Origin of the sequence: Neorhizobium sp. P12A (genome assembly GCF_008365395.1) — a bacterium.
Classification (GTDB): Bacteria; Pseudomonadota; Alphaproteobacteria; order Rhizobiales; family Rhizobiaceae; genus Rhizobium.
In genome coordinates this window covers 46,813-72,346 of record NZ_QOVX01000020.1, presented here as the reverse complement: position 1 = coordinate 72,346, position 25,534 = coordinate 46,813, and the positions used below count along the sequence as shown (strand labels likewise).

At 60.0% G+C, this 25,534-nt stretch carries 23 protein-coding genes, 2 pseudogenes and 1 other annotated feature; of the genes and pseudogenes, 6 read left to right on the top strand and 19 right to left on the bottom strand.

Annotation, left to right across the window (positions count from 1 at the left end; translation table 11 throughout):
• Position 1 precedes the first annotated feature (1 nt).
• Complete coding sequence (locus DTW90_RS30745) at positions 2-247, bottom strand: DUF1902 domain-containing protein (protein WP_149343343.1); 246 nt, start codon at positions 245-247, stop codon at positions 2-4.
• A gap of 238 nt (positions 248-485) precedes the next feature.
• Here DTW90_RS30745 and ilvD point away from each other — a divergent pair, with 238 nt between their 5' ends.
• Positions 486-2,321 carry a dihydroxy-acid dehydratase gene (gene ilvD, locus DTW90_RS30740; RefSeq protein WP_149343341.1) on the top strand — a complete coding sequence of 612 codons (1,836 nt, stop codon included), beginning with the start codon at positions 486-488 and terminating at the stop codon, positions 2,319-2,321.
• 142 nt (positions 2,322-2,463) lie between these two features.
• On the opposite strand, the gene DTW90_RS30735 is transcribed toward ilvD, so the two are convergent.
• Together DTW90_RS30735 and DTW90_RS30730 are read right to left on the bottom strand one after the other, a co-directional pair.
• Positions 2,464-3,012 (bottom strand): GNAT family N-acetyltransferase, encoded by a 549-nt coding sequence (locus DTW90_RS30735; RefSeq protein ID WP_132516637.1) that lies wholly within the window; start codon positions 3,010-3,012, stop codon positions 2,464-2,466.
• 84 nt (positions 3,013-3,096) lie between these two features.
• Entirely contained in the window at positions 3,097-3,420 is a 324-nt protein-coding gene (locus DTW90_RS30730; RefSeq protein ID WP_149343356.1) for a lysozyme inhibitor LprI family protein, read from the bottom strand.
• Between the two features lie 337 nt (positions 3,421-3,757).
• Between DTW90_RS30730 and DTW90_RS30725 the strand changes: the two genes are divergently transcribed.
• Complete coding sequence (locus tag DTW90_RS30725; RefSeq protein WP_132516635.1) at positions 3,758-5,158, top strand: DegQ family serine endoprotease; 1,401 nt, start codon at positions 3,758-3,760, stop codon at positions 5,156-5,158.
• Entirely contained in the window at positions 5,155-6,471 is a 1,317-nt protein-coding gene (locus tag DTW90_RS30720; RefSeq protein WP_149343339.1) for a replication-associated recombination protein A, read from the top strand. The genes DTW90_RS30725 and DTW90_RS30720 overlap by 4 nt, the downstream gene beginning before the upstream one ends.
• A gap of 36 nt (positions 6,472-6,507) precedes the next feature.
• Here DTW90_RS30720 and DTW90_RS30715 read toward each other — a convergent pair whose 3' ends face one another.
• The 6 genes from DTW90_RS30715 to DTW90_RS30690 all read right to left on the bottom strand — a co-directional run bounded on the left by DTW90_RS30715 (position 6,508) and on the right by DTW90_RS30690 (position 9,997).
• Positions 6,508-6,840: a DUF1883 domain-containing protein gene (locus DTW90_RS30715; protein WP_132516631.1), complete on the bottom strand. Its 333-nt coding sequence runs from the start codon at positions 6,838-6,840 to the stop codon at positions 6,508-6,510.
• A gap of 115 nt (positions 6,841-6,955) precedes the next feature.
• Positions 6,956-7,219 carry a hypothetical protein gene (locus tag DTW90_RS30710; protein ID WP_132516629.1) on the bottom strand — a complete coding sequence of 88 codons (264 nt, stop codon included), beginning with the start codon at positions 7,217-7,219 and terminating at the stop codon, positions 6,956-6,958.
• A 34-nt stretch (positions 7,220-7,253) separates the two neighbouring features.
• Positions 7,254-7,448, bottom strand: a complete 195-nt coding sequence (locus DTW90_RS30705) for a hypothetical protein (RefSeq protein ID WP_132516627.1) — start codon at positions 7,446-7,448, stop codon at positions 7,254-7,256.
• A gap of 126 nt (positions 7,449-7,574) precedes the next feature.
• Positions 7,575-8,549, bottom strand: a complete 975-nt coding sequence (dapA, locus tag DTW90_RS30700) for a 4-hydroxy-tetrahydrodipicolinate synthase (RefSeq protein WP_246665117.1) — start codon at positions 8,547-8,549, stop codon at positions 7,575-7,577.
• A 10-nt stretch (positions 8,550-8,559) separates the two neighbouring features.
• A complete protein-coding gene (locus tag DTW90_RS30695) occupies positions 8,560-8,784 on the bottom strand; it encodes a hypothetical protein (RefSeq protein ID WP_149343337.1) in 225 nt (74 codons plus the stop codon).
• Positions 8,785-8,989: 205 nt separating this feature from the next.
• Complete coding sequence (locus tag DTW90_RS30690; protein WP_149343335.1) at positions 8,990-9,997, bottom strand: 2-dehydropantoate 2-reductase; 1,008 nt, start codon at positions 9,995-9,997, stop codon at positions 8,990-8,992.
• Positions 9,998-10,159: 162 nt separating this feature from the next.
• Here DTW90_RS30690 and DTW90_RS30685 point away from each other — a divergent pair, with 162 nt between their 5' ends.
• Entirely contained in the window at positions 10,160-10,366 is a 207-nt protein-coding gene (locus DTW90_RS30685; protein WP_132516621.1) for a hypothetical protein, read from the top strand.
• A gap of 29 nt (positions 10,367-10,395) precedes the next feature.
• Here the strand turns inward: DTW90_RS30685 and DTW90_RS30680 are convergent, their stop codons facing one another.
• The gene (locus tag DTW90_RS30680; protein WP_149343334.1) at positions 10,396-11,361 is read right to left on the bottom strand and encodes a DMT family transporter; all 966 of its coding nucleotides are present in this window, start codon (positions 11,359-11,361) and stop codon (positions 10,396-10,398) included.
• 560 nt (positions 11,362-11,921) lie between these two features.
• Here DTW90_RS30680 and DTW90_RS30675 point away from each other — a divergent pair.
• A pseudogene (locus tag DTW90_RS30675) lies at positions 11,922-12,869 on the top strand (alpha/beta hydrolase); the annotation flags it as partial.
• A 15-nt stretch (positions 12,870-12,884) separates the two neighbouring features.
• Here the strand turns inward: DTW90_RS30675 and DTW90_RS30670 are convergent.
• The 7 genes and pseudogenes from DTW90_RS30670 to DTW90_RS30640 all read right to left on the bottom strand — a co-directional run bounded on the left by DTW90_RS30670 (position 12,885) and on the right by DTW90_RS30640 (position 20,774).
• Complete coding sequence (locus DTW90_RS30670; RefSeq protein ID WP_149343332.1) at positions 12,885-14,327, bottom strand: CHAD domain-containing protein; 1,443 nt, start codon at positions 14,325-14,327, stop codon at positions 12,885-12,887.
• A gap of 106 nt (positions 14,328-14,433) precedes the next feature.
• Positions 14,434-15,066 carry a TetR/AcrR family transcriptional regulator gene (locus DTW90_RS30665; protein ID WP_245512556.1) on the bottom strand — a complete coding sequence of 211 codons (633 nt, stop codon included), beginning with the start codon at positions 15,064-15,066 and terminating at the stop codon, positions 14,434-14,436.
• A 17-nt stretch (positions 15,067-15,083) separates the two neighbouring features.
• Entirely contained in the window at positions 15,084-16,595 is a 1,512-nt protein-coding gene (locus tag DTW90_RS30660; RefSeq protein ID WP_149343330.1) for an FAD-dependent oxidoreductase, read from the bottom strand.
• A gap of 157 nt (positions 16,596-16,752) precedes the next feature.
• Positions 16,753-16,881 (bottom strand): annotated as a pseudogene (locus DTW90_RS30655) (BA14K family protein); the annotation flags it as partial.
• A gap of 276 nt (positions 16,882-17,157) precedes the next feature.
• The gene (locus tag DTW90_RS30650; RefSeq protein ID WP_149343328.1) at positions 17,158-18,645 is read right to left on the bottom strand and encodes a SulP family inorganic anion transporter; all 1,488 of its coding nucleotides are present in this window, start codon (positions 18,643-18,645) and stop codon (positions 17,158-17,160) included.
• A 66-nt stretch (positions 18,646-18,711) separates the two neighbouring features.
• Positions 18,712-18,767, bottom strand: a sequence feature (sul1 is cis-regulatory element that is thought to sense ions involved in sulfur or methionine metabolism; They are found in Alphaproteobacteria).
• Positions 18,768-18,947: 180 nt separating this feature from the next.
• A complete protein-coding gene (locus tag DTW90_RS30645; RefSeq protein ID WP_149343326.1) occupies positions 18,948-19,685 on the bottom strand; it encodes an SDR family oxidoreductase in 738 nt (245 codons plus the stop codon).
• Between the two features lie 183 nt (positions 19,686-19,868).
• Positions 19,869-20,774, bottom strand: coding sequence for a LysR family transcriptional regulator (locus DTW90_RS30640; RefSeq protein WP_149343324.1), 906 nt, complete (start codon positions 20,772-20,774; stop codon positions 19,869-19,871).
• A gap of 370 nt (positions 20,775-21,144) precedes the next feature.
• On the opposite strand from DTW90_RS30640, the gene DTW90_RS30635 reads away from it, so the two are divergent.
• On the top strand, positions 21,145-22,908 hold the full coding sequence (locus DTW90_RS30635; protein WP_149343322.1) for an MOSC and FAD-binding oxidoreductase domain-containing protein: 1,764 nt from the start codon (positions 21,145-21,147) through the stop codon (positions 22,906-22,908).
• Positions 22,909-22,950: 42 nt separating this feature from the next.
• Here the strand turns inward: DTW90_RS30635 and DTW90_RS30630 are convergent, their stop codons facing one another.
• Entirely contained in the window at positions 22,951-23,910 is a 960-nt protein-coding gene (locus DTW90_RS30630; protein WP_149343320.1) for a trypsin-like peptidase domain-containing protein, read from the bottom strand.
• A gap of 116 nt (positions 23,911-24,026) precedes the next feature.
• Entirely contained in the window at positions 24,027-25,310 is a 1,284-nt protein-coding gene (locus DTW90_RS30625) for a cystathionine gamma-synthase family protein (RefSeq protein ID WP_132516601.1), read from the bottom strand.
• Positions 25,311-25,534 lie beyond the last annotated feature (224 nt).

Here is a 25,534-nt window from a genome sequence, read left to right as displayed (position 1 = left end):
ATCAATGCTGTGGGATGGCGACGCGGGAAACCTGCTCCGTCATGATGTAGACCGGAATTTCCGAGAGATCGCTTACGATGCCGTTGAGCTCGATAAGATCCGCAATGGCGGCAGTGATCTTCGGTTCCAGAACTTCGACAGTTTCGGCTTCGACGCTCAGGCCATCAATATCGCCTGAGGTCGCCACCCAGACTTTTGCTTCGTCGTCCCACCTGGCATGGACTATGATCGACAAGAGCGGCTTCAAGTATGGTCTCCTGATGGCTGTCGGCGAAAAATATATCGGTTCCGGCGATGAATTACAAACCACGCGGTCTCGGCTATGATGGAAGCCTTGCACCGTACCAGATTCAGCCTACCTGATAGTGACAGTCCGGTACGATTGATTTAGGACAATTCCAAAAAGCAGGGGTTTGCCCGTTGGAATGGCGAAGTTGTTTCGCCGCAGGCCTAGCCCGATAATTTGCGACGTCGAGGAAGACACCATGCCAGCTTATCGTTCAAGAACAACGACCCACGGCCGTAATATGGCAGGCGCGCGCGGACTTTGGCGCGCGACGGGTATGAAGGACAGCGATTTCGGCAAGCCGATCATTGCCGTGGTGAACTCATTCACCCAGTTCGTGCCCGGTCACGTCCACCTCAAGGATCTCGGCCAGCTCGTTGCCCGCGAGATCGAGGCCGCCGGCGGTGTTGCCAAGGAGTTCAACACGATCGCTGTCGACGACGGCATCGCGATGGGCCATGACGGCATGCTCTATTCGCTGCCCTCGCGCGAACTGATCGCCGACAGCGTCGAATACATGGTCAACGCGCATTGCGCCGACGCCATGGTCTGCATCTCGAACTGCGACAAGATTACGCCCGGCATGCTGATGGCGTCCCTGCGCCTCAATATCCCGACGGTCTTCGTTTCCGGTGGCCCGATGGAAGCCGGCAAGGTCGTCCTGCATGGCAAGACGCACGCGCTCGACCTGGTCGACGCGATGGTCGCCGCGGCCGACGACAAGATCAGCGATGAGGACGTCAAGGTCATCGAACGCTCGGCCTGTCCGACCTGCGGCTCCTGCTCCGGCATGTTCACGGCCAATTCGATGAACTGCCTGACGGAAGCGCTAGGCCTGTCGCTGCCCGGCAACGGCTCGACGCTGGCAACGCATGCCGACCGCAAGCGCCTCTTCGTCGAGGCCGGCCATCTGATCGTCGATATTGCTCGCCGTTACTACGAGCAGGAAGACGAAACGGTTCTGCCGCGCAAGGTCGCATCCAAGAAGGCCTTCGAGAATGCCATGTCGCTCGATATCGCCATGGGCGGATCGACGAATACGGTGCTGCATATTCTGGCAGCAGCACACGAAGGCGAGATCGATTTCACCATGGCTGACATCGACGCTCTGTCGCGTCGCGTTCCCTGCTTGTCGAAGGTGGCGCCCGCCAAGAGCGATGTTCACATGGAAGACGTCCACCGCGCCGGCGGCATCATGTCGATCCTCGGCGAGCTGGAAAAGGGTGGCCTGATCAATCGCGATTGCCCGACCGTTCACGCCGAAACGCTGGGCGATGCCATCGACCGCTGGGATATCACCCGCACCAACAGCGACACCGTCCACAATTTCTTCCGCGCAGCACCCGGCGGCGTCCCGACCCAGGTCGCGTTCAGCCAGGAAGCGCGCTGGGACGAGCTGGACATGGACCGCGAACACGGCGTCATTCGCTCCGTCGAGCATCCATTCTCGAAGGATGGCGGTCTTGCTGTCCTCAAGGGCAATCTGGCGCTCGACGGCTGCATCGTGAAGACAGCAGGCGTCGATGAATCGATCCTGAAGTTCTCAGGCCCGGCCCGCGTCTTCGAAAGCCAGGATGCGTCTGTGAAGGCGATCCTTGCGAACGAGATCAAGGCCGGCGATGTCGTCGTCATCCGCTATGAAGGCCCGAAGGGCGGCCCCGGCATGCAGGAAATGCTCTATCCGACGAGCTATCTGAAGTCGAAGGGTCTCGGCAAGGCCTGCGCGCTGGTCACCGACGGCCGCTTCTCCGGCGGCACTTCCGGCCTTTCCATCGGCCACGTCTCGCCGGAAGCGGCTAACGGCGGCACGATCGGCCTCGTGCGCGAAGGCGACATGATCGACATCGACATCCCGAACCGCACGATCAGCCTGCGCGTCAGCGATGCAGAGTTGGCAGCGCGCCGCGCCGAGCAGGACGGCAAGGGCTGGCAGCCGGCCGAGAAGCGCAAGCGCAACGTGACGACGGCACTGAAGGCCTACGCGGCCTTCGCAACGAGCGCCGACCGCGGCGCGGTGCGTATCCTGCCCGAATAAGCGGAAAGCGCTTCAAACGGCTTGAGGTTTTGAGATGGCGTCCGATCTAGTTGGGCGCCATTTCTTTTTAACGGATGATGATGGAGGGGTGTCCCGCCTGATCTCCTGTGGGAAACCTCAGTTGCAGGATCTTGCAGCGCCTTCAACGCACTTTGGCATAGAGAAAGCTGTCCCGAGGCTCGTCTGAAACATTGGGATGCAGGCCGTGGCGCCGCAGCAATCCCTCCCGCACCATGCCTGCTTTTTCCATGACTCGTGCAGAGGCTATATTGTCGACATCGCATGTTGCCTCGGCGCGAAAGATCGCGGGATGCGACAGCGCATGATCTACCGTGTAGGCGACGACCTCACTGGCGACACCTTGTCCCCAATGGTCCCTTCGAATGAGCCAACCATACGAAACTCTCCTTGCAAGCGGGCGGGGATGCACCATGCCGATCAGCATCTGTGGGGCGTCGAGAGGGCTGATGACCGCCGGAAAGCTGACGCCGTCCCGCCAATCGCGATCACCTCGTTCGGCAAAGTCGCGTGTCTGGGAGATGTCCGTATGCGGAGGCCAGATCAGATATTTCGTGACCTCCGGATCGGAAGACCAACCGGCAAAGATTGCATCGGCGTCGGAAGGGCGAATACGCCGGACGAGATAGCGTTTCGTCTCAAATTCGTCAGGGAGGCGATAGGGTTCGCTCATTGGAAAATCTCGATGAAAAGTGCTTGGGTACCGATCGACGCAATACTCAATTGCAACTTAACATCCAGATTGCAGAAAGCCATCTCACAGCGGCCGGTTGATCTTCTTATACGTCTCGTCGAACTGCTTCAGCCGCTCTTCATAGGCCGTCTTGATGCAAGCCGCATCCGCAGCACAAGCCTGCCGTTTCTTCAGCCAGGCGGTCTGCTCATCCTGCAGCGTCCCACGGGAGCCCATCGCCAGCAGGCCGGAGAGCAGGTCGAAGGTCGTGGCCATCTTCACATCGGCATCGTTCAGCGCCCTGTTGTCGCAGATCACCTTCTCGTCTGGTTGAAGCACCTTTGCGTCGCAGTCGAAACTGGCTGCGTCAGCCTGATGGGGAAGGGATAGTAATGAACTCCCTGCCATGACAGAGACCGCCACTAGGGTCAGGAAACCACCATGGGTAAAACCGATGAGTCCGTTGAATAAAGTCATGCGCTCTGTTCCCTCGTCTTCAACGCAATTCTGCCGGCAAGAACTATATCACCGGGCGGTGAGATCCCGGTTTGCCGACGCTCAAATCCTTCCGAAGCCTTTCTGGAAAAGGCCCGTGAACCTAAATGTACGATCACGCAGTTTTGTTCATTTAAAGGGTAAGGCAGCGGAGTAACGGCCTCTTGATCTTCCTTGGTTCCGCCCCCTTTTCTTTCTAGCGTCTAGCGCTACAACCTTGGTTTCAAGAGCATTTTAAAAGGGTTTCTCTATGCAGCGTTTGCTGAAACATGCCGCCGTTCCGATGATCGCTCTCATTGCCGCTTTTCCCGTCGTTGCCGAGGCGCAGACGGCAAAGGCAGTGCCGCAGAGCCAGATGGAAATGCAGCTTTCCTTTGCGCCGCTGGTGAAGCAGACGGCGGCCGCCGTCGTGAACGTCTATGCCGAGAAAACCGTGCGCAGCCAGTCGCCCTTTGCCGGCGATCCCTTCTTCCAGCAGTTCTTCGGCCAGCAGATGCCGAACCGCACCGAAAAGCAATCCTCGCTCGGTTCCGGCGTCATAGTCGAGGCCAACGGCACCGTCATCACCAACAACCACGTCGTCGATGGCGCAGACGACATTAAGATCGCGCTTTCGGACGGCCGTGAATTCCCCTGCAAGGTCGTGTTGCGTGACGAGAATGTCGATCTTGCCGTTCTGAAGCTACAGACGAAGGAAACCTTTCCGACCCTGCCGATCGGCAATTCGGATGCGCTCGAAGTCGGCGATCTCGTGCTTGCCATCGGCAATCCCTTTGGCGTCGGCCAGACCGTGACGAGCGGTATCGTCTCGGCGCTCGCCCGAAATCAGGTGAAGAATTCGGTCGGCTTCTTCATCCAGACCGATGCGGCGATCAATCCTGGCAATTCCGGTGGCGCGCTGATCGACATGAAGGGTGAGCTTGTCGGCCTCAACACCGCAATCTTCTCCCAGAGCGGCGGCTCCAACGGCATCGGCTTTGCCACGCCGGCCAATCTCGTGAAAGTCTTCCTGGCCGCGGCCGATCGCGGCGACAAGACATTCGAGCGCCCCTATATCGGCGCCTCCTTCGAACCTGTCACGTCAGAGGTCGCTGAAGCCCTGGGGCTTGACAAGGTGCGTGGCGCCCTTGTCACCAAGGTCGTTGAGGGTGGACCTGCCGCCAAGGCCGGCTTGAAGCCCGGCGAGGTGGTCACCGCATTGAACGGCATCCCGGTCGAGCATCCCGATGCGCTCGGCTACCGCCTGACTACCGCAGGGCTTGGCGCCAGCGTCTCCCTGACCGTTCTCGACAACGGCAAAGAGCATCAGGACTCGCTGACGCTGGCGGGTGCGCCGGAGACGCGGCCGCGGGATGAGCGGCTTATCGACGGTCACAATCCCTTTGCCGGCGCGACGGTCGCCAACCTTTCCCCACGCGTCGCCGACGAAATGCACCTTCCGACCGATACGACAGGCGTCGTTGTCGAAAGTCTGAAGAGCGATTCTGCAGCCGAGCGATTGGGCTTCGCGCCAAAGGATATTATCGTTTCCGTCAATGGCACGGCGATCACCTCGACTCAGAACCTTGAAGCCGCCGCCAAAGAAGATCCGGGCATCTGGCGTGTGGAGATCGAGCGGGATGGCCAGCGGATCAGGCAGTTCTTTCGATGAGCGATGATCTATTTGCACCGCGAGTTCCGGAAGAGGTCGCCAAGAGGCGGCCTCTCGCCGATCGCCTGCGGCCGCAAACCCTAGGCGATGTCACCGGTCAGCAACATCTGACCGGTGAGGACGGTGTGCTGCGCCGCATGATCGAGAGCGGCTCGCTCGGTTCGATGATCTTCTGGGGACCGCCCGGCACCGGCAAGACGACAGTGGCGCGCTTACTCTCGGGCGAGGCGGGATTGGCATTCGAGCAGATCTCGGCGATCTTCTCCGGCGTGGCGGACCTGAAGAAGGTCTTTGAAGGGGCTCGCCTGCGCCGCATGGATGGTCGCCAGACCTTGCTTTTCGTCGATGAGATCCATCGCTTCAACCGCGCCCAGCAGGACAGTTTCCTACCGGTCATGGAAGACGGTACGGTGATCCTGGTCGGCGCCACGACGGAGAACCCGTCCTTCGAGCTCAACGCCGCTCTTTTGTCCCGCGCACGCGTACTGACTTTCAGGTCGCATGACGAAGAAAGTCTCGAAGAACTCCTCGTTCGTGCGGAAGCCATAGAGCACAAACCTCTGCCGTTGACGGCCGACGCCCGCGCCAGCCTGATCCGCATGGCTGATGGCGATGGCCGCGCCGTGCTGACGCTGGCGGAAGAAGTCTGGCGCGCGGCGCGCAAGGACGAGACTTTCGACCCTGACGCGCTTGTGCGCATCGTCCAGCGCCGGGCGCCGGTCTATGACAAGGCGCAGGATGGCCACTACAATCTGATTTCGGCCTTGCATAAGTCCGTCCGCGGCTCGGATCCGGATGCGGCGCTTTACTACCTGGCGCGCATGTTCGATGCCGGCGAGGATCCACTCTATCTCGGCCGACGCCTGATGCGCATGGCGGTCGAGGATATCGGCCTTGCCGATCCGCAGGCGCTGGTGATCTGCAATGCAGCCAAGGACGCCTATGATTATCTCGGGTCACCGGAAGGTGAATTGGCGTTGGCGCAGGCCTGCGTCTATCTCGCGACCGCCCCGAAATCCAACGCCGTCTACAACGCCTTCAAGGCCGCAACCGCTGCAGCCAAGCAACATGGCTCGCTGCTGCCGCCGAAGCATATCCTGAATGCCCCGACCAAACTGATGAAGGGTGAGGGTTACGGCGACGGGTATCGCTACGACCACGACGAGCCCGACGCATTTTCGGGGCAAGATTACTTCCCTGAGAAAATGGGTCGCCAGACCTTCTATGACCCGCCGGAGCGTGGCTTCGAACGCGATATCAGGAAGAGGCTGGAGTGGTGGGCGAAACTGCGCAAGGAGCGTGGCGGACGATAGGACGGCCGCCCGCAACAGGTGTCCCCGCAACAGGTATCATTGGCTGGCGGTGTTTGGTTCCGGCGCCCTTTGAATGCGCGGAGCGGATGCCTGGTCGATCATCTTCACGCTGGATTCCGCCAGGCCATTGTGGCCTTCCATGTCGACGATGAGATGCCAGCGACCGGCTTCCGGGATCGTCAGGCGGATGGGAGATTTCTTGGCAACGCCGCCAAGGAATTTGTGATTCAGCGTTTCTGTGAAACGCTGGAAGTTCTGGGCGTTCATGAGCCGCACATTGGCGACCGCCGATAGCGTGATTTCGATCATCACGCCGGCACGCTGTTCCTTGAGGTCATAGTGAGTATAGCGGAAGGCTGGATTTGGCATTGCTCTTTCGGAATCTGGTGTCACGCGGCATCAGGAGCTTAGCAATTGCCCGGTTAAAGAAGCGTTCAGCTATATACGAGAAGAGCGCCCAGTAAGGGCGCTCCGGTGTCACATTTCAGTGCAGGTTGACGAGTGTAATATTACCGCCGAAGTCGAGCACCGAGCCGTCAGGTGCGCGGCATATGTCGGCCGGATTGTAATTGCTTTCCTCGACTGCGAAATGCAGCGCTGCTGCTTCGTTGGCGAACAGGCCGCCGACCAGCCCCTGCCTGTCTTGGACTATCCAGGTTCCACGGCGATCCCGACCGATCGTGAAGCGTGGCTGGGTGGCAGCGAGCTTGCTTGCCGAGCTGCGGGGCATCAATTGTGCATTTGCCATTTGCGTCAAAGTCCTCGTTATACCTTGCGTACGATCAGCGGCCGGACCAGTGCATCAGCATCTGGATGGCGCTTGCGACGAGAAAGACCAGCGCCAGACGAGGGGCGATGGCAATCATGCCGGACTGCCAGGAATGAGGAGAAGCGGTGTGCGTGGCGTGAGCCTTTGCAACCGCCCGCCGGCGTTGGAGCGGGTCCACCGGGCCGGCATGATCTGCATAGCGTGACATCACATAAATCCTTTCTTGATGTCGCCGGCACCCTGCCAATTAGATCGGTATGGGTGCCACGCTGATGAATCTATTGATGGAGGGATAGGATTTCCATTTGGGGAGATTCCGAAAAATATAAAAATCTCATAGCGATAGGTAATGTCCGACAACATGCCGGGGCATGGCGTTCAGGTCACAGGAAGCCTTGCAGCCTGCCTGGAGCGTCTCCAGAGCATCGCTGATGACGCCCGCAGTATCGCTCTCCACGCAAACCAGCGGCAGACGAACCTCGGCCTTCGCTTTTTCAAGGATTGCCAGCGCATGTTTGATCGTCGCCGGCTCGCTTTCGCGGCTCAGAGCGCGGAAGAGCGGATGCAGCCGGTCCAGCAGGACCGATGCTGCGGGAAGATTCCCTGCACCAGCGGCATGCTGCATGGCCGCTACCAATCGCGGGGCGACATTGGAGGCTGACGATATGACGCCTTGCCCACCGGCGAGGGTGAAGCCCAAAGAGGTCGCGTCATGTGTTGAGAACAGGGCCGACCCCGACGGCAATAGACGTCGCCAATCGGTGACTCTTTCGATATTGCCTGTCCCATCGGCGATCCCGATAATTCCGGTTATCGCGCCCAACTGGGCAACGGTCGCCGGGGCAAGGTCGATCGCCGTATGAGACGGCAGATTGTGAACGATGATCGGGATATCGACGGCGGCCGAAAGCGTTTCGAAATGATGGATGACACCCTTCTGTCCTGGCTTGGAATAGTAGGGCAGGGTGACTAGGGCAGCCGTGGCGCCAAGCGCCTTTGCGTGCCGCGTCTCCTCGATGGTCGTCGCGGTATCATTCGTGCCCGTTGCGGCGATTACAGGGACCTTGCCCTCGGCGATTTCAACGCAGGTTCCAATGATCTCGGCGCGTTCCGCCTCTGTCAGGACCGGCCCTTCGCCGGTCAGGCCGCAAGCAACCAGCCCATCGACGCCGCTTCGAATTTGCCATTCGACCAGCGCCATCAGGCTGACGCGATCCAGCGCGCCGTTCTCGAAGGGGGTGACGAGCGCCGTGAGCGCCCCGCTGATGCGCGGCGGCGGCCTGTTAGTCTCCATATAGACGGTTCTCATCTGTCGATGCTCAGAAATAGGAAAGCACGATATAAAGCTCGAGAGCGCCGAGCAGCAGGCCGAAACCCATCATGATGTAGGCCGTGCGCTTCTCGCGCATCTGCCGGTTCCGGCGTCGCCGCCCGCGCGTGGAGGGAGAGGCGGAAGAGGATCCTGAGAGGCGGTGATCCTGGGTGTGATCCTTGGCGAGATAGCGGATCGTTTCAGGCATATCGGGGGAAAGAGAGTCGAGCATGGCATTCACCTTTGCGTTCGACCATCACGCTAACGCCGCGCCGCATAGGAAATCCATTCGTGAGAAAAGGCGAAGAAATAGGAAAAATATAAAGGCATTTCACTCTGCTTTCGCGGAGCCGTCGCCTTGTTGGCGTTGCGCCTAAACTGCTTGAAGTGCCGGAGGTTACATTCCTCCGGCCGACATTCGGTCACGCCATCTCGGCTCAGCCGGCCTTTAGGTTTTCCCGATCTAGCTGGCTCACCAGGGCGAGGACTGTTTCCGAGGTCGGGGTGGGGACATCCGAAAGCTTGCCCAGCGACACGACCATCCCGACCAGCGGCGTGATTTCCAGAGCCTTGCCGCCCAGGAGATCCTGGAGCATCGACGTTCGCACAGCACCGACATGACGCGACTGCTCCAACCGGCTTTCGATGGAGACGCTGAAGCGGGTGCCAAGCGCTTCGCCGACGGACTTGACCTCGTTCATCACTTTGGCGACCGTCTCGGAGAGGGCAGGGTCGGCCATGATGTCGGTCATCAGCGCTCTGGTGAGCGCGCTGATCGGGTTGAAGGCCGCATTGCCCATCAGCTTGCTCCAGATATCGTCGCGAATCCGTGGTGACGTGGTGATGGTGAGCCCGGCGCTGGTCAGCAGCGAGGAAATCGCCTGCAGATCGGCCGTCGCCTCGCCGGAGGGTTCGCCGAGCACGAAGCGACCCTTGTTGGAAAGCCTGATTTCGCCCGGACTAACCACCTCGGCACCCTGATAGGCGACGCAACCGATCACGCGCTCCGGCCCGATCAGGCGCCAGAGGTCGCCGTTCGGGTCGAGTTCTTCGATCTGCCTTTCGGCAAAGCGGCTGTCGCGATCCCGATGGAAATACCACCAGGGAATGCCGTTCAGGATCATCACGACGCGGGTGCCGTCGTGCATCAGCTTTGCGATATCAGCTGCTGCGCCGCCCAGCTGATGCCCCTTGAGGCCGGTGATGACGAGATCCTGCTTCGGCAGTTGTGAAGCATCATCTGTCGCTGCCGGATGCGTGACAAGCGGCTCATCCGCCCCGGCTTCCCACACGCGCAGACCATTCTTGCGGATGCCGGCGAGATGCGCGCCGCGCGCTACGACGGAGACGGTCGCCTCATTCTTGAGGGCTGTCGCGATCTTTCCCGCGACCGCGCCGCCAAGTGCGCCCGCGCCGAAGATGCATATGTTTTTCAACGTCGCCATACGTCGGTCTCCATCCTGGTTATCGAGATAACACGTAGCACATATGGACGGAGCAACGAGCAATTTTAGGGAGGATTTTAGGCAAGCCCGTCCGGTTTTGTCGGGTGGAACAAACCCGGCTGCCACGGTGTTGAGGTCGCGTAGATCTCGGAGGATATCGAAATGCAGAATATCGAAAAGGAACGGCAGGAGCGGTTGGCCAAGGGCCCAATCCCATCAAAGAGGGAAGCGCCTTCTCCTGCCGTTCAATCGCTGCAGAAGGACAAGGCAAGCCCTGACAAGCAACTCGACAGAGGCTTGGAAGATACATTTCCGGCAAGTGACCCTGTTTCCGCCACGACCACGATAAAGCCAGGTGGTCCCCAGTAAGGAGCCATGCGCCTAGGTGAGGTCGCAACTTACGTCGAGGCGGCTTCGGTCTCATTCCCGGATGTCGCCGCCTTGGTGGTCGCAAGGGCAGCCTGGCTGTCGGTGGAGAGTACAGGCGTCGGAAGCGGAGTGCCGCGCTTGCGCTCCCGGACAAGCGTCAGCAGTCCGGAGCAGATGATCAATGCTATGCCGAAAGCCATCGGCATATCGACACTATCGTTGAAAATGAAATAGCCAAAGCCTATCGCCCAGATCATCTGGCTATATTGCGGCGGCGCGACCAGACTGGCCGGCGCCATTCGCGCGGAAGTCATCGCAAAGACGTTTCCAAGCGCACCGAAGAGGCCATACCCGGCCAGAAACAGCCATTCTTGCGCGGTCGGAACCGTCAGATCGGAGACCATCAGCACGCCCGATATGAAAAGGATGCCGAGGAGTGCCGAGCCGTAGAGCGACAACAGCTTCTCGGCGGGACCAAGCGCACGCACCGCAACGATGGAGATTGCCGCGACCAGGCCGCCGGTTGCCGCAGCCAGATGTCCGATCGAAAGCTCGCGAAAACCGGGCCGCAGCACCACAAGCACGCCGAGAAAGCCGATGATGACGGCAGCCCAGCGCTGCCAGCGCACGTCTTCCTTCAGGAAGATCACCGACAGAATGGTGACGAAACAGGGCAGCAGGAAAAGCAGGCAGAAGGCTTCCGCCATCGGAAGCTTGGTGAAAGCTATGATCGAGGCGATGGAGCCGATGGCCGCACAAACGAAGCGCAACAGCCACAGCCAACGGTTCGAGGTCGCCACCATGTCGCTCCAGCGATCGCCGCGGCCCTTGATGAAGGGCAGAGCAACAATGCCCAGGACCGCGCCGATGAAGGCGGCCTGATAGGCGGGAACTGCGCCGTGGAGAATTTTGACGGAAGCATCGCTGAAGGCGTAGACCGCATAGGCCAGGAACGCAAGCAGGACGCCACGGATGTGTGACTGGGTGGCGATCATATTACCGAATCTGGAAATGGTCCGTCTTTTGTACGGACTTCACCTGCGAGCAGCAGGCCTTATTCGGTATAGCTGCCATGCATTGTAGCAGGGGCGGAACAAAGCGTCCGATGGACTCGGAAATAAGGCATCTGCCGCACCTTGCTGGATGCGGCAGGCCGTTTTTGCATCGTCAGCTCGTGCCGATGATCTTGCTGCATGCCATGGCGGCTTCGGGATTGGCGAGCACGGCCATCAGCAGCGATAGTGCGATTGTCGAGAGCGTATAGGTAAAGAACTTCATTCGCAGCTCCTTCTCCAGCCCATCCGGCTATATGGAGGAGGTCATAGGCGTTTCAAACGCATGAGAGATGATTCTACCGCCGATCCAGCGCAAATCCGCTCACGATTTCGCGAGATCTCGGCTATGTTCGCATGAGCAACGGGGACATCCGATGACGCCTGTTGCGTCATCGCGGGATAGGTGGATGAGACAGTTGAAATCGGCAAGTTTCTTGCGCGCCGCGGCGCGATCACTGATTGGAGCGAGCGTCATCTCGACGCTGTATGTCGTTCTGGCGATGTCATCGGCGACCGCGGAGGACGCACAGCAGACACCGAAATCCAAGGAACAGGTGGAGAAGCTGGTTGGGCTCTTCCATCAGCATTTCGACGGAGCTCATAGCCTGACGGAGCGCCGTACCGCCTTCCGCAAGCTGATGGATGCTGCCCCGGAACCTAGCCGCGTCCAAATCAGGCATATCGATGCAGATGGCGTGGAGGGGGAGATGTTATGGCCCGCTCGCCTTCATTATCCCATCGGCACTAGGGCTATCCTCTATATTCACGGCGGCGGCTTCTACAGCGGATCGCCCGAGACGCATCGGGCAATCGCCGGCTCGCTCGCCAAGGCAGCCTCGGCCGATGTGTTTCTCATCGATTACCGGCTGATGCCTGATTACGTCTATCCGACGCAGATCGATGACGCGCTGACGGTTTTTCGATGGCTGCTGCAATCGGGATATCGCAGCGAGAATATCGTAATCGTCGGCGACGCTGCCGGGGGAAATATCGCCCTGGAGGCTACTCTGCGGCAGATGCGGGCCATGCGTCCTTTGCCGGCCGGTGTTGTCGCTATGAGCCCCCTGACGGACCTCGCGGAAACCGGAAACTCGATGAAGGAGAATGCCAACAGCGATCCGGTGGTCGGCAAGCCGCAACTGGAGGCCGTCCGCAAGGCCTATCTCGGAAAGATGTCGCCGACCGATCCCGATGCTTCGCCGCTCTATGCCGATCTCAAAGGATTCCCGCCGCTGCTGCTTCAGGTCGGCTCGCGAGAGACGCTTCTCGATGATACGCTGCGCTTCGCCGCCAAGGCACGCGAAGCCGGCGTCGACGTCACATCGGAGGTCTGGCCCGGCATGATTCATCAATGGCAGCTCTTCCCCTTCTGGCTCGAAGACGCCCGCCGCTCGAACCAGAGGATCGCCGAGTTTGCGATGAAGCATTTTGCCGATCAGCCGCAGGAGTCAGGGCTGAGGCGCTCACCGCCAGAACCGCTTGGCATCCAACACGTCGTCCAGCGACGCCTGCGCCTTGTCGATCAGCGCTCCCTTGTTGGCACGCGATATGACGGTGTCGCGGGCAGGGTGATTGGAGAGGCCGTGCTGACTAAGCACCCTCGGACCGGTCGCCAGATCGTTCAGGTCGCCGAGATGATCCTGCAGTTCTTCCATGGATGCGATGAACCGCTTGTGCCGACGGACGCCGCGCTTGTTGTCGAACAGCGATCCGAAGAACTCGGCGGCATATCTGAGTTTCTTCGCATCCTTGCGGGCCTGGTGACGTTCTTCGTCATCGACTTCGGCAAGGTCTCGGCCATGCTTCTTCAGCTTCCTGCGCATCTTGCCGAGCGCCTTGGCGGCGAAGTCGTGGGCAGGTGCATTTCCGGGCACGACGCGTGCATGATAGTCGCCGCACTCAAGCCATTCGTTGAAATCCAGCATCAACGCCCTGGCTCTCGATGATCCCAGCGCCATGACGGCATCGTCATAGACGGCCTCGCGTGCATCCTTCAGCTTGGCCCGCAAATCGCGATCCGTCGCCTTTGTCATCAGGACATCCAGATTTCGGGCTTCCCCGAGGACGCCTGCGAGCCAGCGGAATTCATCCTTGAGCCGCTGCGGCTCGTTGCCTCGCAGCAGCGGTTTGAACAGCGAGAATGCCGACCGAAGGCGTCGGATGGCGACGCGGGCCTGATGCAGCGCTTCCGCGTTTCTCCGCAGCAGAAGGATATCTTCATTCAGGCGGAAGTGCCGGAAGCAGGAGGCGACGATCGTCTGGAAAGCGGAGATCGTGCGCATGTTGCGGTCGAGATGCAGAGGCTCGGCCTTGTATGCGTTCTGTTGCGCTTCGATGAGCGAGAAACCACGCTCAGCCTTTGAGCGGGCGCCGAAGCGGAACGGCGCAACTGCCTCCAGTTTTCGCGCGAAGATGAAGAGGCTATCTAGGTCGCCATCCTTCAGCTCGATCTCGGCTTCGCAAATGGAGGTCGCACGCTCGCCGGAGACGACCTTGCCCTGGTCGAGCGCCACCTCGATTGTCGAGCCGGATTCATCGATATTCCAGACCCGACGCGCGATCTCGACGACAAAGAGAGGCGCGACCTCGAGATCGGTGCCGAATTCGCTTTGAAGAGGACTGGTGTGGTCGAGAACAGGCGTATCTTCCTGGACCGGCGTCTCCCATTCCGATCGCGCAAACAGCGAGGCGCTTTCCCCTGTCGCCTTGACTGTCTGCATTCGCGCCTCGCCGGTGCGGCGAATACGCAACGTAAAGCCGTGTTCGAACAGTGTCCGGTCCGCGGTGTCGAAATAGGTCGAAGTCTGCATCAGAACGCTATTCGGCTCGCCCAGAATATCGGAACTGAGAAGCTGTTTCACGGCTTCCAGGGAAAGCTCGAGTTTCAGTTCGATTTCGGATGGCAAGGACGATCTCCCGGTTTCTGGACAGGGACAAGGATTGAATGCTGGAGATAGCGCGGCATCCCTACGCGTCGATAATACTTAGGATAGTTCAGGAGGAGGGCGTCCCCTACAGAGGTGTGACAAGCATACCCCGAAGTACCGCCTGTGCATGCTGGGCAGCCAGATCGCTCAGCTTCGGCGGAGAGGCGCTGAATTCTCCGAATACCTCATGAAACAGCAGCGCAGTGACCATCGGGCCGATGATCGAAAACGCATAGAGTTTCGGATCGCCCGGCCGAACCTCGTTGCGGGCCTGTGCCTGGGCAATAAGGCCGGTCAGGAACGCCAGCACCTTTGTAACGACTTCGTCGTGCCAGATACGGGCGAGGTCGGGAAATGTCCGGCTATCGGCAACCACCATTCGGACAATGGCGGGCACGCGGCTGTCGCTCAAGTGATCGGCCATCCGGATCAGCAGCGCAGGCACGAGTTCGGCGAGCGAGCCTCCGAATGCACTCGCCGCCTGCCCGATCGCGTCCAGATTGGTGGCGATGGCATGCCGGGCGACGGCGCGGAACACGTCTTCCTTCGTGTCGAAGTAGCGATAGAGCGTGCCTTTGACGATGCCCGCCCGCTTGGCGACATCATCAAGCCTGGCGGCCGCGAAGCCCTTTTCGACGAACACGTCCATCGCCGCCTCGATGATCTCGGCCGGCCGCGCTTCCTTGCGGCGGTTCCACTTTGGTTGGATCTCAGACAATTCCCGCGACCTGTGCTTCATCCGAGAGTGAAGCCGTGCGCTTTTGCGTAATGCGCAAGCGTTTCGGCCGACGCCTGCGGATCGGCGACAGCGACATAGGTATCAGGCCGCAGCAGATAAGCGGCATCCCGCGCCAGCCCGGCTTTCTCGTGCTGCGGCTGCCATTCGAAGACATGCAGCGGAATGCCCTGCTGGTTGCACCAGCTTTCCAGATCGGACTTTGCCGTCCCATAGACATGGACCTGCCAGGTAATGGCAGCGAGGGGCGCATAATTGTCCGCGTTGGCCAGACGCACCCATGGCAGGCGATCGCCGCCCAGAACCTTGTGGGCAGATCCTACGCTTAAAGTACTATCGTGATAGTTCAGCATCGTTTGGGAGATCAGCCGGAACATGTATTGCCGCACATCCGAGAAGCTGGTCGCAACGCCAACGAAGAAGGGCGCAATCCTCAGGCGCACGAAATTGGCGAAACTCCCTTCTGTGGCGACGAAACTGAACACGCGGTCGGTCGTGTCCACGAGCCTGTGAGCAAATGCCATCCGCTCTCCTTGATAGGTATCGAGCAGGCTGTCCGGTGCCTTGCCCTTGACCACTGTCGCCAGCTTCCAGGCCAGATTGATTGCATCGCCGATGCCGGTATTCATGCCCTGGCCACCGGCCGGGCTATGCACATGGGCCGCATCCCCGACCAGGAAAGCGCGTCCATGCCTGAACCGATCGGTGACACGGTGATGGACGCGGTAACTCGAAAACCAGTTCACCTTGTCGATCCGCACGCCAAGAGAATCGACCGCCAAGTGCCCGACATCGTCAAAAGTGAGGGCGTCGCCATCCATCCGGCTTTCGTCGATGGTGCCGATCAGGCGATACATGTCATCATGGCCATAGCCGAAAAGAGCGACAAAATCGGTGCCTTCAAAGCTGGCATGTATCTGGTTGGGAGGATTCATGCCGCGTGCCTCCACATCGGCGACATAGAAGGTCTGTCTGTAAGTCCCTCCCTCGAAATCCGCGCCGATCTCGTGGCGCACCGTCGAGTGAGCGCCGTCGCAGCCGGCAATGTAACGCGCCTCGCAGATCTGCTCGCCTCCGCCGGCCTGCAGCCGTGCTTTGACGTGGTCGCCCATATCTTCGAAGTCGAGCAACTCTGTCTGTCGCTGCACATGGACACCCATGGCCTCAAGCCGCTCGATCAGCAGACGCTCGTGCTGGTCCTGCGGGAAGATCAATACGAAGGGATAGGGCGTGAGGTCTTTTCCGGCATCAGCCAACGTGACCTGTGCCTTGCGCTTGCCATGGACCCAGAGATTGACGCTGGGATTGCGATAGCCCGCCGCGACAACTGTCTCCGCAATGTCGAGTTGCCGATACAGCTCCAAAGTGCGGGCCTGAACGGCCATTGCCCGTGAAGTCTCTCCAGGGCCGACACTCTTGTCGATGATACGAACCTTTATGCCTTGCTGGGCCAGCCATAGCGCCAATACGAGACCTGTTGGCCCCGCACCCACCACCAGAACGTCTTCCATGGCAAATCCTCCCGCTGCAGAGCCATAAATGACTTTTGGGTCATTTAGTTCCGCATCGATCGAGAGAAAGGAGCTGAACAGGACGCCGGCGGGTGATGAAGAGATCGCCTAAGGCAAAACCGCCGCCGGAGACCGGCGGCGGCTTGAATGATCAGTTGGCCAAAGCGCCGCCAATGATTGCGCCGAGAGCGAATGCTGCTGCCGGGTACCAGAGACCATCGTGGCCACGGCGATAGCCGGGCCGATGGTCCCTATAGCCCTGATAACCGTGATAGTATCCCTTGCGATCAGGTCCACGGTGCGGTCCCCAGCCCTTCGGATACTTCTCCGAGTGATGCCGGTCGTTCCTGTGCCAATCCTGAGCGCTGGCCATCGGAGCGGCCATTACAGTTGCAGCAAGAGCAATTATCAAAAACTTCTTCATGAATGTTTCCTTCATAACATTGCCCCCGGACACTATCTGGCGATAGGTGAACGTAACGTGAAGCGTCCGTTCATATATGTGCCAGTTGTGACTGGAGTGGGGTGCGCCGGGAGGCCGCGGCACGCCCCTATCAAATTGCTAGTGCAACGAGGCGCTTGCCGCCTGCCGCTCATCCTTGTCATGGAGCGCGAACTTGTCGACCATGTCGGCGCTGGCCCTGTTGAAGCCGAGCACCTCGATATCCACACCCGCACGCCGGAACTTGATAACGACCTTGTCGAGCGCGCCGACGGCCGTAATATCCCAGAGATGGGCTTGGCTCACATCTATGATGATCTTCTTTTCCGCAGTCGAGAAATCGAAGGCACCGATGAAGCTCTCGGCGGAGGCGAAGAAGATCTGACCTTCCACGCGATAGGTCACCGTGTCCGAATCTGCATCGTCGCTCCGTGTGACGGTGAACAGTCTTGCGACCTTGCTGGCGAAGAAGATGCCCGACAGCAGCACGCCCACCACGACGCCCTTGGAAAGATCCTGCGTGGCAAGTACGGTCGCGACAGTCGCAAGCATGACGATCGACGAGGTGCCGGGATGGCGCTTGAGGTCGACGATCGACTTCCAGGAGAAAGTCCCGATCGAGACCATGATCATCACGGCGACAAGGGCCGCGACCGGCACGATGCGCAGGATATCGTCGAGCACCAGAAGCAGCACCAGCAGGAAGGCCCCGGCGACGAAGGTGGAGAGCCGTCCGCGGCCGCCTGACGTTACGTTGATCACTGATTGGCCGATCATGGCGCAGCCGCCCATGCCGCCGAACAGCGCCGAGACGATGTTACCGGCGCCTTGCCCCATGCATTCGCGGCTTTTGTTGCTCGGCGTGTCCGTCAGGTCATCGACGATCTGTGCCGTCAACAGCGACTCCAGCAGGCCGACTGCGGCGAGTGCGATCGAATAAGGAAAGATGATCCGCAGTGTCTCCCAGGTCCAAGGTATCTGCGGAAGGGCAAAAGGCGGCAGCGCCGTCGGCATCTCGCCGAGATCGGCGACCGTCTTCACCTGAATGCCGAGGCCAAGCGCGATGACGGTGACCACGACGATCGCCACCAGCGGCGAGGGGAGCGCCTTGGTGACATAGGGGAACAGATAGATGACGGCCAGCGCAATGGCGATCAGCAGATAGGTCACTTCGGGCACATGGATGAGCTGCGGCAGCTGCGCGATGAAGATCAGGATCGCCAGCGAATTGACGAAACCGGTCATCACAGAACGGGAGACGAAGCGCATCAGTCGCCCGAGCTTCAGGAAACCGGCAACGATCTGCAGCAGGCCCATCAGGATCGTGGCAGCGAAGAGATATTGCAGGCCGTGGTCGCGGACCAGCGGACCCATAAGGACGGCAGTGGAGGCTGTGGCCGCAGACACCATGGCAGGCCGGCCGCCGGTAATCGCCGTGACGCAGGCGATTGCCACCGAGGCGAAGAGCCCGACCTTAGGATCGACGCCGGCAATGACCGAAAAACCGACGGCTTCCGGGATCAGGGCGAGCGCGACGACGATGCCGGAGAGAAGATCGCCACGGATGTTGGAGAACCACTCCTGACGGTAGTTTGAAAGAGATCGCATTGGAGATTTTTCACAGTTGAATGCAACGGGCCGAGAGGCTCGGTCCTTGGAAAGGTTGCGTTGCTGTGTTGTCTGGCGGATCGGCGGCCAGAAGAGCCACCCGGGGTTTCACCGGGTCCTTGTGGATGCTCATCCCTAACTTACAAAGTCTTGCGGTGCAACGCCGAACTGCGGAATGGCTTGCTCCAAAGGTCCTCGTGGAATTCTCTTGCCTCCAAACAAATGTCGGCCGGCGAGTTTTATCGCGGCCGACACCTCACGGATCATCCGATAGCCAGAACAGGGGCCTAGTGGCCCTCCGCTTAGAACTGGGCGACGCCACCATCGACGAAGAGTTCGATGCCGGTGATATAGCTGCTGTCGTCGGAGGCAAGGAAGACGGCAGCCTTTGCAAGATCTTCCGGCGTGCCCATCCGGCCGAGCGGCACGTTCGCCTTCATCGCATTCCGTACGGTCTCATCGGCGAGAACCGAAAGGCCGGGCGTTTCGGTATGGCCTGGGCTCAGCACGTTGATGCGGATGTCGCGACCTTTGAGGTCGACGATCCAGCCTCTGGCGAACGAACGGATCGCGGCCTTGGTTGCGTCATAGACCGAGAAGGACGGATATCCCTTTATCGATGCGATCGACCCGGTAAGGATCACCGACGAGCCCCTGGAGAGCAGGGGCAGCACCTTCTGCACGGTAAAGAGAAGACCGCGCACATTGGTGTTGAACGTCTTGTCGAAATGTTCTTCCGTGATTTCGCCGAATGTGCCGAACTCGTAAAAGCCGGCATTGGCGAAGAGAATGTCGATGCGGCCGGCCTTTGCCTTCACGACTTCATAGATCCGATCGATGTCATCGAGCTTTGCTGCATCGGCCTGGATCGCCGTGACGTTTCTGCCAATCTCGGCGACCGCCTTGTCGAGTTCCGATTGACGGCGACCAGTAATGAATACCTGCGCCCCCTCCTCGACAAAGTGCTTTGCCGCACCAAGGCCGATGCCGGCGCTCCCGCCGGTGATAACTGCGATCTTGCCTTCGAGCTTCCTTGCCATCGTTCCATTCCTTCTGATGCGCGTCGGCTGTTCGCTCGACGCTGTGTTGTGCTTCGTGATCCGCTGGACCATGCGACTGAAGGTACGGATTGGAGGGAAGCCGCGGTAGAAAGCGGCGGCGACTAAGACCTATTCCTGACAGGAATGGCAATGTGATGGCATTTCGTGGAAGAAGTTTGAGGTTCAGGACGGTTTGGAGAGGTCGAGATTGGCCAATTGCTCTTCGACAAAGGCAGCAAAGGCACGCGCCTTGGCGCTGACGCTGCGACCGGCCGGAAAGACAGCCCACAAGTCGATTGGAGCGAGCGCCCAGTCGTCAAGCACAGCCTTCACGTGGCCTGAGGCGAGCTCCGGCGCAAACATCCATTCTGAGGCAACCGCAAGCCCCATGCCGGCAAGCACGGCTGCGCGAACACCTTCCGCGGCTGAGATCCGGACCCGCCCTCTGAGTGTTACGGAAACTTCCGATGAGTCTTTGCGAAACATCCACACATCGCGGCCGCTGCCCTTTGCATAGATGATGCTTTCATGAGAAATCAGCTCACCGGGAATGCGTGGCTCGCCCGCTCTTTCGAGATAGGAGGGAGCTGTGACGACCAGACGCGGCGATTCACCGATCTTTCGAGCTGTAAGATTGGAATCAGACAAGGCTCCCATCCGCAGGCTGATGTCGATGCCTTCCTCGATCAGGTCGATATGACCGTCATCCAGGACGATTTCCATATCGAGGTTTGGATGTTGTGCCTGAAACTTTGGGAGATGCGGAATGACGTGCAGGCTCGCGAATGTCGGAGCTGCGCTGACGCGAAGGCGTCCCGAAAGGCTGGCACCTGCGCCTCGGGCAGCATAATCGGCTTCGTCGGCCTCTTCGATCGAGCGCTTGGCGCGCTCGTAAAAGCTCTCTCCTGCCTCGGTCGGTGTGAGACCACGCGTCGAGCGGAGTAGCAGCTTTATACCGAGCCGTTCCTCCAGCTGAGCAATGGTTTTCGATATTGCCGGCTGGCCGACACGCAATTGCCGCGCCGCTTCAGAAAAGGAGCCGGTTTCAACGACCCGGACAAAAGTCTCCATTGCCGCCATTCTATCCAAGTCGCGATCTCCCTTCGGAAGTGTCATTCCACCATGGAATGGATGCCACGACGTGCGCAAGACCAAACCGAGGCTACTCAATGGCACTTCGGTCTGCTGGTCATCCCAAGGGCGCATTGACAAGGGTCTCGCCCGTAGTAGCATCCACCTGGATGCCATAGTCGGGCGATGGCCTGTTGAACGACAGCGCATGATTTCGACTGGTTGATCATGGCGGAGTTCGAGCAGTGGGACTGTCGTGGCAACAGGGTCCGCTATCTCCTGGAGCAATTGGCCGTTTTCTTCTTCCAGAACCGCTGCTGAAAAGATTGCTATACGTCGAACGTCTTTTTCGGCGGCGGTGATATTGCCAGCAAAAGGGCAAGGTACCATGGCTCGACTACTATCGGTGAACGTTGGACTCCCGCGTGACATCCAGTGGAAGGGCCGCACGGTCCACACGGGAATATGGAAAACGCCCGTCACCGGCCGCTGCCGGGTGGCCAAGCTGAACCTTGATGGAGACGGGCAGGGCGACCTCGGCGGTCATGGAGGCATCTATCGCGCCGTTTTCGTCTACCAGATCGAATCCTATCGGCATTGGCAGGAGCAGCTGAAGCGAACCGACTTCGTGCATGGGCAGTTTGGCGAGAACTTCACCATCGAAGGATTGCCCGATAGCGAAGTCTGCATTGGAGATCGCTATCAGATCGGAAGCGCGCTCTTCGAAGTCACCCAGCCTCGCGTCACCTGTTATCGTGTCGGCATACGCACGGACGAACCCAGAATGCCGGCGTTGCTGACAGGCAGCGGACGACCCGGCTTTTACTTTCGAGTGCTGCAGGAAGGAACGGTCGGCGCCGGCGACGAAATCGTAAAGGTGGGACAGGCGAAAGACGGAATGACCGTGGAGCAGATAAACGCGCTGCTCTATTCGCCCAATCACCCGCGCGACCAGCTGGAGCGGGCAATGGCGCTTGAGGCGCTTTCGCCGGGCTGGCGTGGCTCGTTCGAGGCATTGTTGCAGAGCGAATCCTCTCCTTCGGAAGGGGGCAATGCCGGCCTTGTGCCGGCGGTTGCGGCACGTCCCGTCAAATCCGGATTTCGGCGACTGACGGTGACGGCAGTCAATCAGGAATCTGCAGATGTGCTTTCGCTGACGATGACGAGCGCGAATGACGAACCTTTGCAGATGGCGCTGCCGGGCCAGTATGTCGTCCTGCGTCTTCAGGGGGTGGGTGGCGGATCGTTGCTCTATCGCAGTTATTCTCTCTCTGCCTCCCCTTCCGCAAAGCGGTATCGCATCAGCGTGAAGATCGAGCCTGATGGAGCAGCCGGAACCTATGTGAAGGATCATGTCGGGGTAGGCGATGGTCTTGACGTCAGCATGCCGCGCGGCAGCTTCTTTTTGCAGCCCGGCGAGGGGCCGGTAGTCCTGGTCAGCGCGGGTATCGGAGCAACGCCCGTTCTTGCAATGCTGCATGAGCTGGCGAGCGCGAAATCAACAAGGCGGGTTGTGTGGGTCCATGGAGCTCGTGATCGACAGCATCATCCCTTTGCCGGGGAGGTCCGCCGGCTCATCCAAGACCTGCCGCATGGCCGCAGTATCATTTATCACAGCAAGCCTGGAGAGGACGAGAAAGCCGGCGAGGACTTCGATGCCGTGGGTCGCGTGTCGCCGTCGGTCCTGAAAGAGCTCGACCTGCCGCGCAACGGGGATTTCTATCTCTGCGGACCGACACGTTTCATGTCGGAGATGAAGGCGGCGCTGACAGATCTTAGAGTTCCGCCCGCCCGCATTCACCTTGAAATCTTTGACGGAAACGAAGCGCTGACGCCGGGCATTAGTGGCGCTGCGACGCGCCCGCCCCATCTCCCCGACAACGACGCGAACACCGGCCCACTCGTCTCCTTTGCGCGCAGCGGGATCGCCGCGCACTGGAATGGCTCGGTGTATCAGAGCATTCTGGAATTGGCGGAGGCCTGTGACGTGCCGGTGCGCTGGTCCTGCCGCAGCGGCGTTTGCCACAATTGCGAGAGCGGGCTGATCTCGGGCACGGTGAACTACGCGCCCGATCCACTCGATCCACCCGCGACTGGAAACCTGCTGATCTGCTGTTCGCAGCCCCAGGCCGACATAGTAGTAGACATCTAACCCGGTCAGACAGGGGCTGCCAGGCCTAGACACAACCCCCGATCAGGCCGGTCGTGAGACCGGCTCGATGTATCGGGTGACCAGGTTGCCTTCGACGTCATAGACCGTAAGGGCAACCATCCGGCCGATGCGTGACGCGTCGAGATGCCGGATCAGGTCGTCCACGCCTGCGACCGGAAGCTTGTCCACGGCGATGACAAAGTCGCCTTCCTTCAAGCCGCCGTTCGCCGCCGGGCTTCCGGGATCGACGCGCCGGATCCGGACTGTCGCCGACTGAACGACCCCGGCCAGCAGCGCGACGCGACGGGGCAGGGCAACAGTATCGCCGGCAATGCCGATGAACGCACGCCTGACCTGGCCGAACCGCAGGATTTCGGACACGACGAAATTGGCCGTGTTCGACGCCACGGCAAATGCGATGCCCTGGGCACCCATGATAACGGCCGTATTGACGCCGACGACCTCGCCTCGCGACGAGACGAGGGGGCCACCGGAATTGCCAGGGTTAAGCGCGGCATCCGTCTGGATCACGTCATCGATCAGCCGGCCGTTCGATGCGCGCATGGATCGGCCCAACGCAGAGACGACGCCCGTCGTGACGGACCAGTCGAAGCCGAGCGGGTTGCCGATGGCGACAGCGATGTGGCCGCGGCGCAGACCCTTCGAATCCCCGAGACGCGCCCAGGCTTGGACATCCATGTTCGCGCGGATGAGCGCGATGTCGGTGTCCGGATCCCGGCCAAGGACGACGCCATCTCCGACGCTGCCGTTGGCGGTGCGGATGCGAACTGCCTTGGAGTCTTCCACGACGTGGTTGTTGGTTATTATCAGTCCGTCCGGAGAGATCGCAAATCCTGATCCGTGCCCCGGACGACCGTCGATCCGCTCGATGCGGCTGACGGTCGGTCCCACCAGATCGACCACGTCCGCGATCGTCTGAGAATAGGTGTCTATCAAGACCGCGTCGGAAGGACGCGGAATTTCCTTATCAATGTATCCCATAGCTTTGCTCCTGATGAGCTCGCCCTAGGAGGTGAGCAGGAGCATCATGTGGTTCTTAGCAAAATGTAATACAAGTGGTCACCGTTCCGCCGTTCAGCGGCCAGTGCAACCGGTTTCTATGCTTCGTCCAATGACAGTTTCAGATCGGCAATCAGGTCGTCGGGATGCTCGATGCCGATCGATAGGCGGATCGTCGATTCGAGTACTCCGATGCGTTCTCTCACCTCGACCGGCACGCCCGAATGCGTCGTTGTCGCCGGATGGGAGGCGAGCGATTCCGTTCCTCCCAGGCTGACGGCGAGCTTGAAGATTTTGAGCGCATTGAGGAACTTGAATGAGGCGGCCTGGCCACCCCGGATGTCGAAGGAGAACGTCGAGCCGGCGCCGCTGCACTGGGCCGCAAAGGTGCGTCCCGTCGGAGATTCCGGGTCGCTGTAAGAAAGGTAATGGATCTTTTCGACCTTGGGATGCGCGCGCAGGAAATCCGCCACGGCCTTGGCATTGCTGTTTGCGCGTTCCATGCGTATCTGCAGCGTTTCCAGCGATCGTCCAAGCATCCAGCAGGAATGCGGATCGAGCTGCGTGCCGATCGCGCCTCTGAGCGCCTTGACCTGCTTCATGACGGCCTTGCGGCCAAGGGCTGCCCCGGCGATCAGATCCGAGTGGCCGCCGACATACTTCGTCAAGGAGTAGAGCGAGATATCGGCGCCATGCTCGATCGGCCGTTGGAACACCGGCCCAAGCAGCGTGTTGTCACATGCGATGATGGGCATATGGCCCTGCCGTTCTGCGATCAGGTCCGCAATCCGGCGGATCATCGCGACATCGACGAGGCTGTTGGTCGGGTTCGCCGGCGTTTCGACCAGGATGACCGAGACACGGCCCTTGCCCATGGCTTCCTCCGCGGCCGCCTTCACCGATGTCTCGCTGACGCCATCCGCAAAACCAACCGCAGAGACGCCGAGATTAAGAAAGGTCTTTGCCAGCAGCGTTTCAGTGCCGCCATAGAGCGGCTGCGAATGCAGCACCGCATCCCCCGGCCTGACAAAGGCCAGAAGCGTCGTCGCGATCGCCGACATGCCTGACGAGAACAGCACGCAGCTTTCCGTACGCTCGTAGACCGCCAGGCGGTCCTCGACGATCTCGCTGTTTGGATGGTTGAAGCGCGAATAGACGAGGCCTGCGCCCTTGCCCTGGGGCGGCTCTTTGCGGCCGGAGACATAGTCGAAGAAGTCGCGGCCGTCCTCGGCCGACTTGAAGACGAAGGTCGACGTCAGAAAGACCGGCGGCTTGACCGCACCCTCGGAGAGTTCGGGATCATATCCGTAGTTCAGCATCTGCGTCTCGGGATGAAGGGCGTGAGTGCCGAGATGGGTTTTCGATGGATGCGGCGCGGTCATAAACGTGTCCTCTCCTGGTTGAGAGCGCGAACTTCGCATCGCGAATACCGTCATCGCGGCGGCGCGTCCCTGTTGTTAATTTGGGGCGCCTTGTGCTGCCGGAAAGGCAGGGGGTGCGGATATTCGCTGACTTCAGGGAACGGAGGTGGTCCTGGCAATCGCCGTCGAAGCCTTGCAAGACGATCGGTGCAGACCTGCTGCAATTGCATGCAAAGCCGGTTGCG

Coding starts and splice junctions, on each gene's coding strand:
- ilvD (WP_149343341.1), top strand. CDS start 486: ATGCCAGCTTATCGTTCAAGAACAACGACCCACGGCCGTAATATGGCA.
- DTW90_RS30735 (WP_132516637.1), bottom strand. CDS start 3,012: ATGAGCGAACCCTATCGCCTCCCTGACGAATTTGAGACGAAACGCTAT.
- DTW90_RS30730 (WP_149343356.1), bottom strand. CDS start 3,420: ATGGCAGGGAGTTCATTACTATCCCTTCCCCATCAGGCTGACGCAGCC.
- DTW90_RS30725 (WP_132516635.1), top strand. CDS start 3,758: ATGCAGCGTTTGCTGAAACATGCCGCCGTTCCGATGATCGCTCTCATT.
- DTW90_RS30720 (WP_149343339.1), top strand. CDS start 5,155: ATGAGCGATGATCTATTTGCACCGCGAGTTCCGGAAGAGGTCGCCAAG.
- DTW90_RS30715 (WP_132516631.1), bottom strand. CDS start 6,840: ATGCCAAATCCAGCCTTCCGCTATACTCACTATGACCTCAAGGAACAG.
- DTW90_RS30710 (WP_132516629.1), bottom strand. CDS start 7,219: ATGGCAAATGCACAATTGATGCCCCGCAGCTCGGCAAGCAAGCTCGCT.
- DTW90_RS30705 (WP_132516627.1), bottom strand. CDS start 7,448: ATGTCACGCTATGCAGATCATGCCGGCCCGGTGGACCCGCTCCAACGC.
- dapA (WP_246665117.1), bottom strand. CDS start 8,549: ATGAGAACCGTCTATATGGAGACTAACAGGCCGCCGCCGCGCATCAGC.
- DTW90_RS30695 (WP_149343337.1), bottom strand. CDS start 8,784: ATGCTCGACTCTCTTTCCCCCGATATGCCTGAAACGATCCGCTATCTC.
- DTW90_RS30690 (WP_149343335.1), bottom strand. CDS start 9,997: ATGGCGACGTTGAAAAACATATGCATCTTCGGCGCGGGCGCACTTGGC.
- DTW90_RS30685 (WP_132516621.1), top strand. CDS start 10,160: ATGCAGAATATCGAAAAGGAACGGCAGGAGCGGTTGGCCAAGGGCCCA.
- DTW90_RS30680 (WP_149343334.1), bottom strand. CDS start 11,361: ATGATCGCCACCCAGTCACACATCCGTGGCGTCCTGCTTGCGTTCCTG.
- DTW90_RS30660 (WP_149343330.1), bottom strand. CDS start 16,595: ATGGAAGACGTTCTGGTGGTGGGTGCGGGGCCAACAGGTCTCGTATTG.
- DTW90_RS30650 (WP_149343328.1), bottom strand. CDS start 18,645: ATGCGATCTCTTTCAAACTACCGTCAGGAGTGGTTCTCCAACATCCGT.
- DTW90_RS30645 (WP_149343326.1), bottom strand. CDS start 19,685: ATGGCAAGGAAGCTCGAAGGCAAGATCGCAGTTATCACCGGCGGGAGC.
- DTW90_RS30635 (WP_149343322.1), top strand. CDS start 21,145: ATGGCTCGACTACTATCGGTGAACGTTGGACTCCCGCGTGACATCCAG.
- DTW90_RS30630 (WP_149343320.1), bottom strand. CDS start 23,910: ATGGGATACATTGATAAGGAAATTCCGCGTCCTTCCGACGCGGTCTTG.
- DTW90_RS30625 (WP_132516601.1), bottom strand. CDS start 25,310: ATGACCGCGCCGCATCCATCGAAAACCCATCTCGGCACTCACGCCCTT.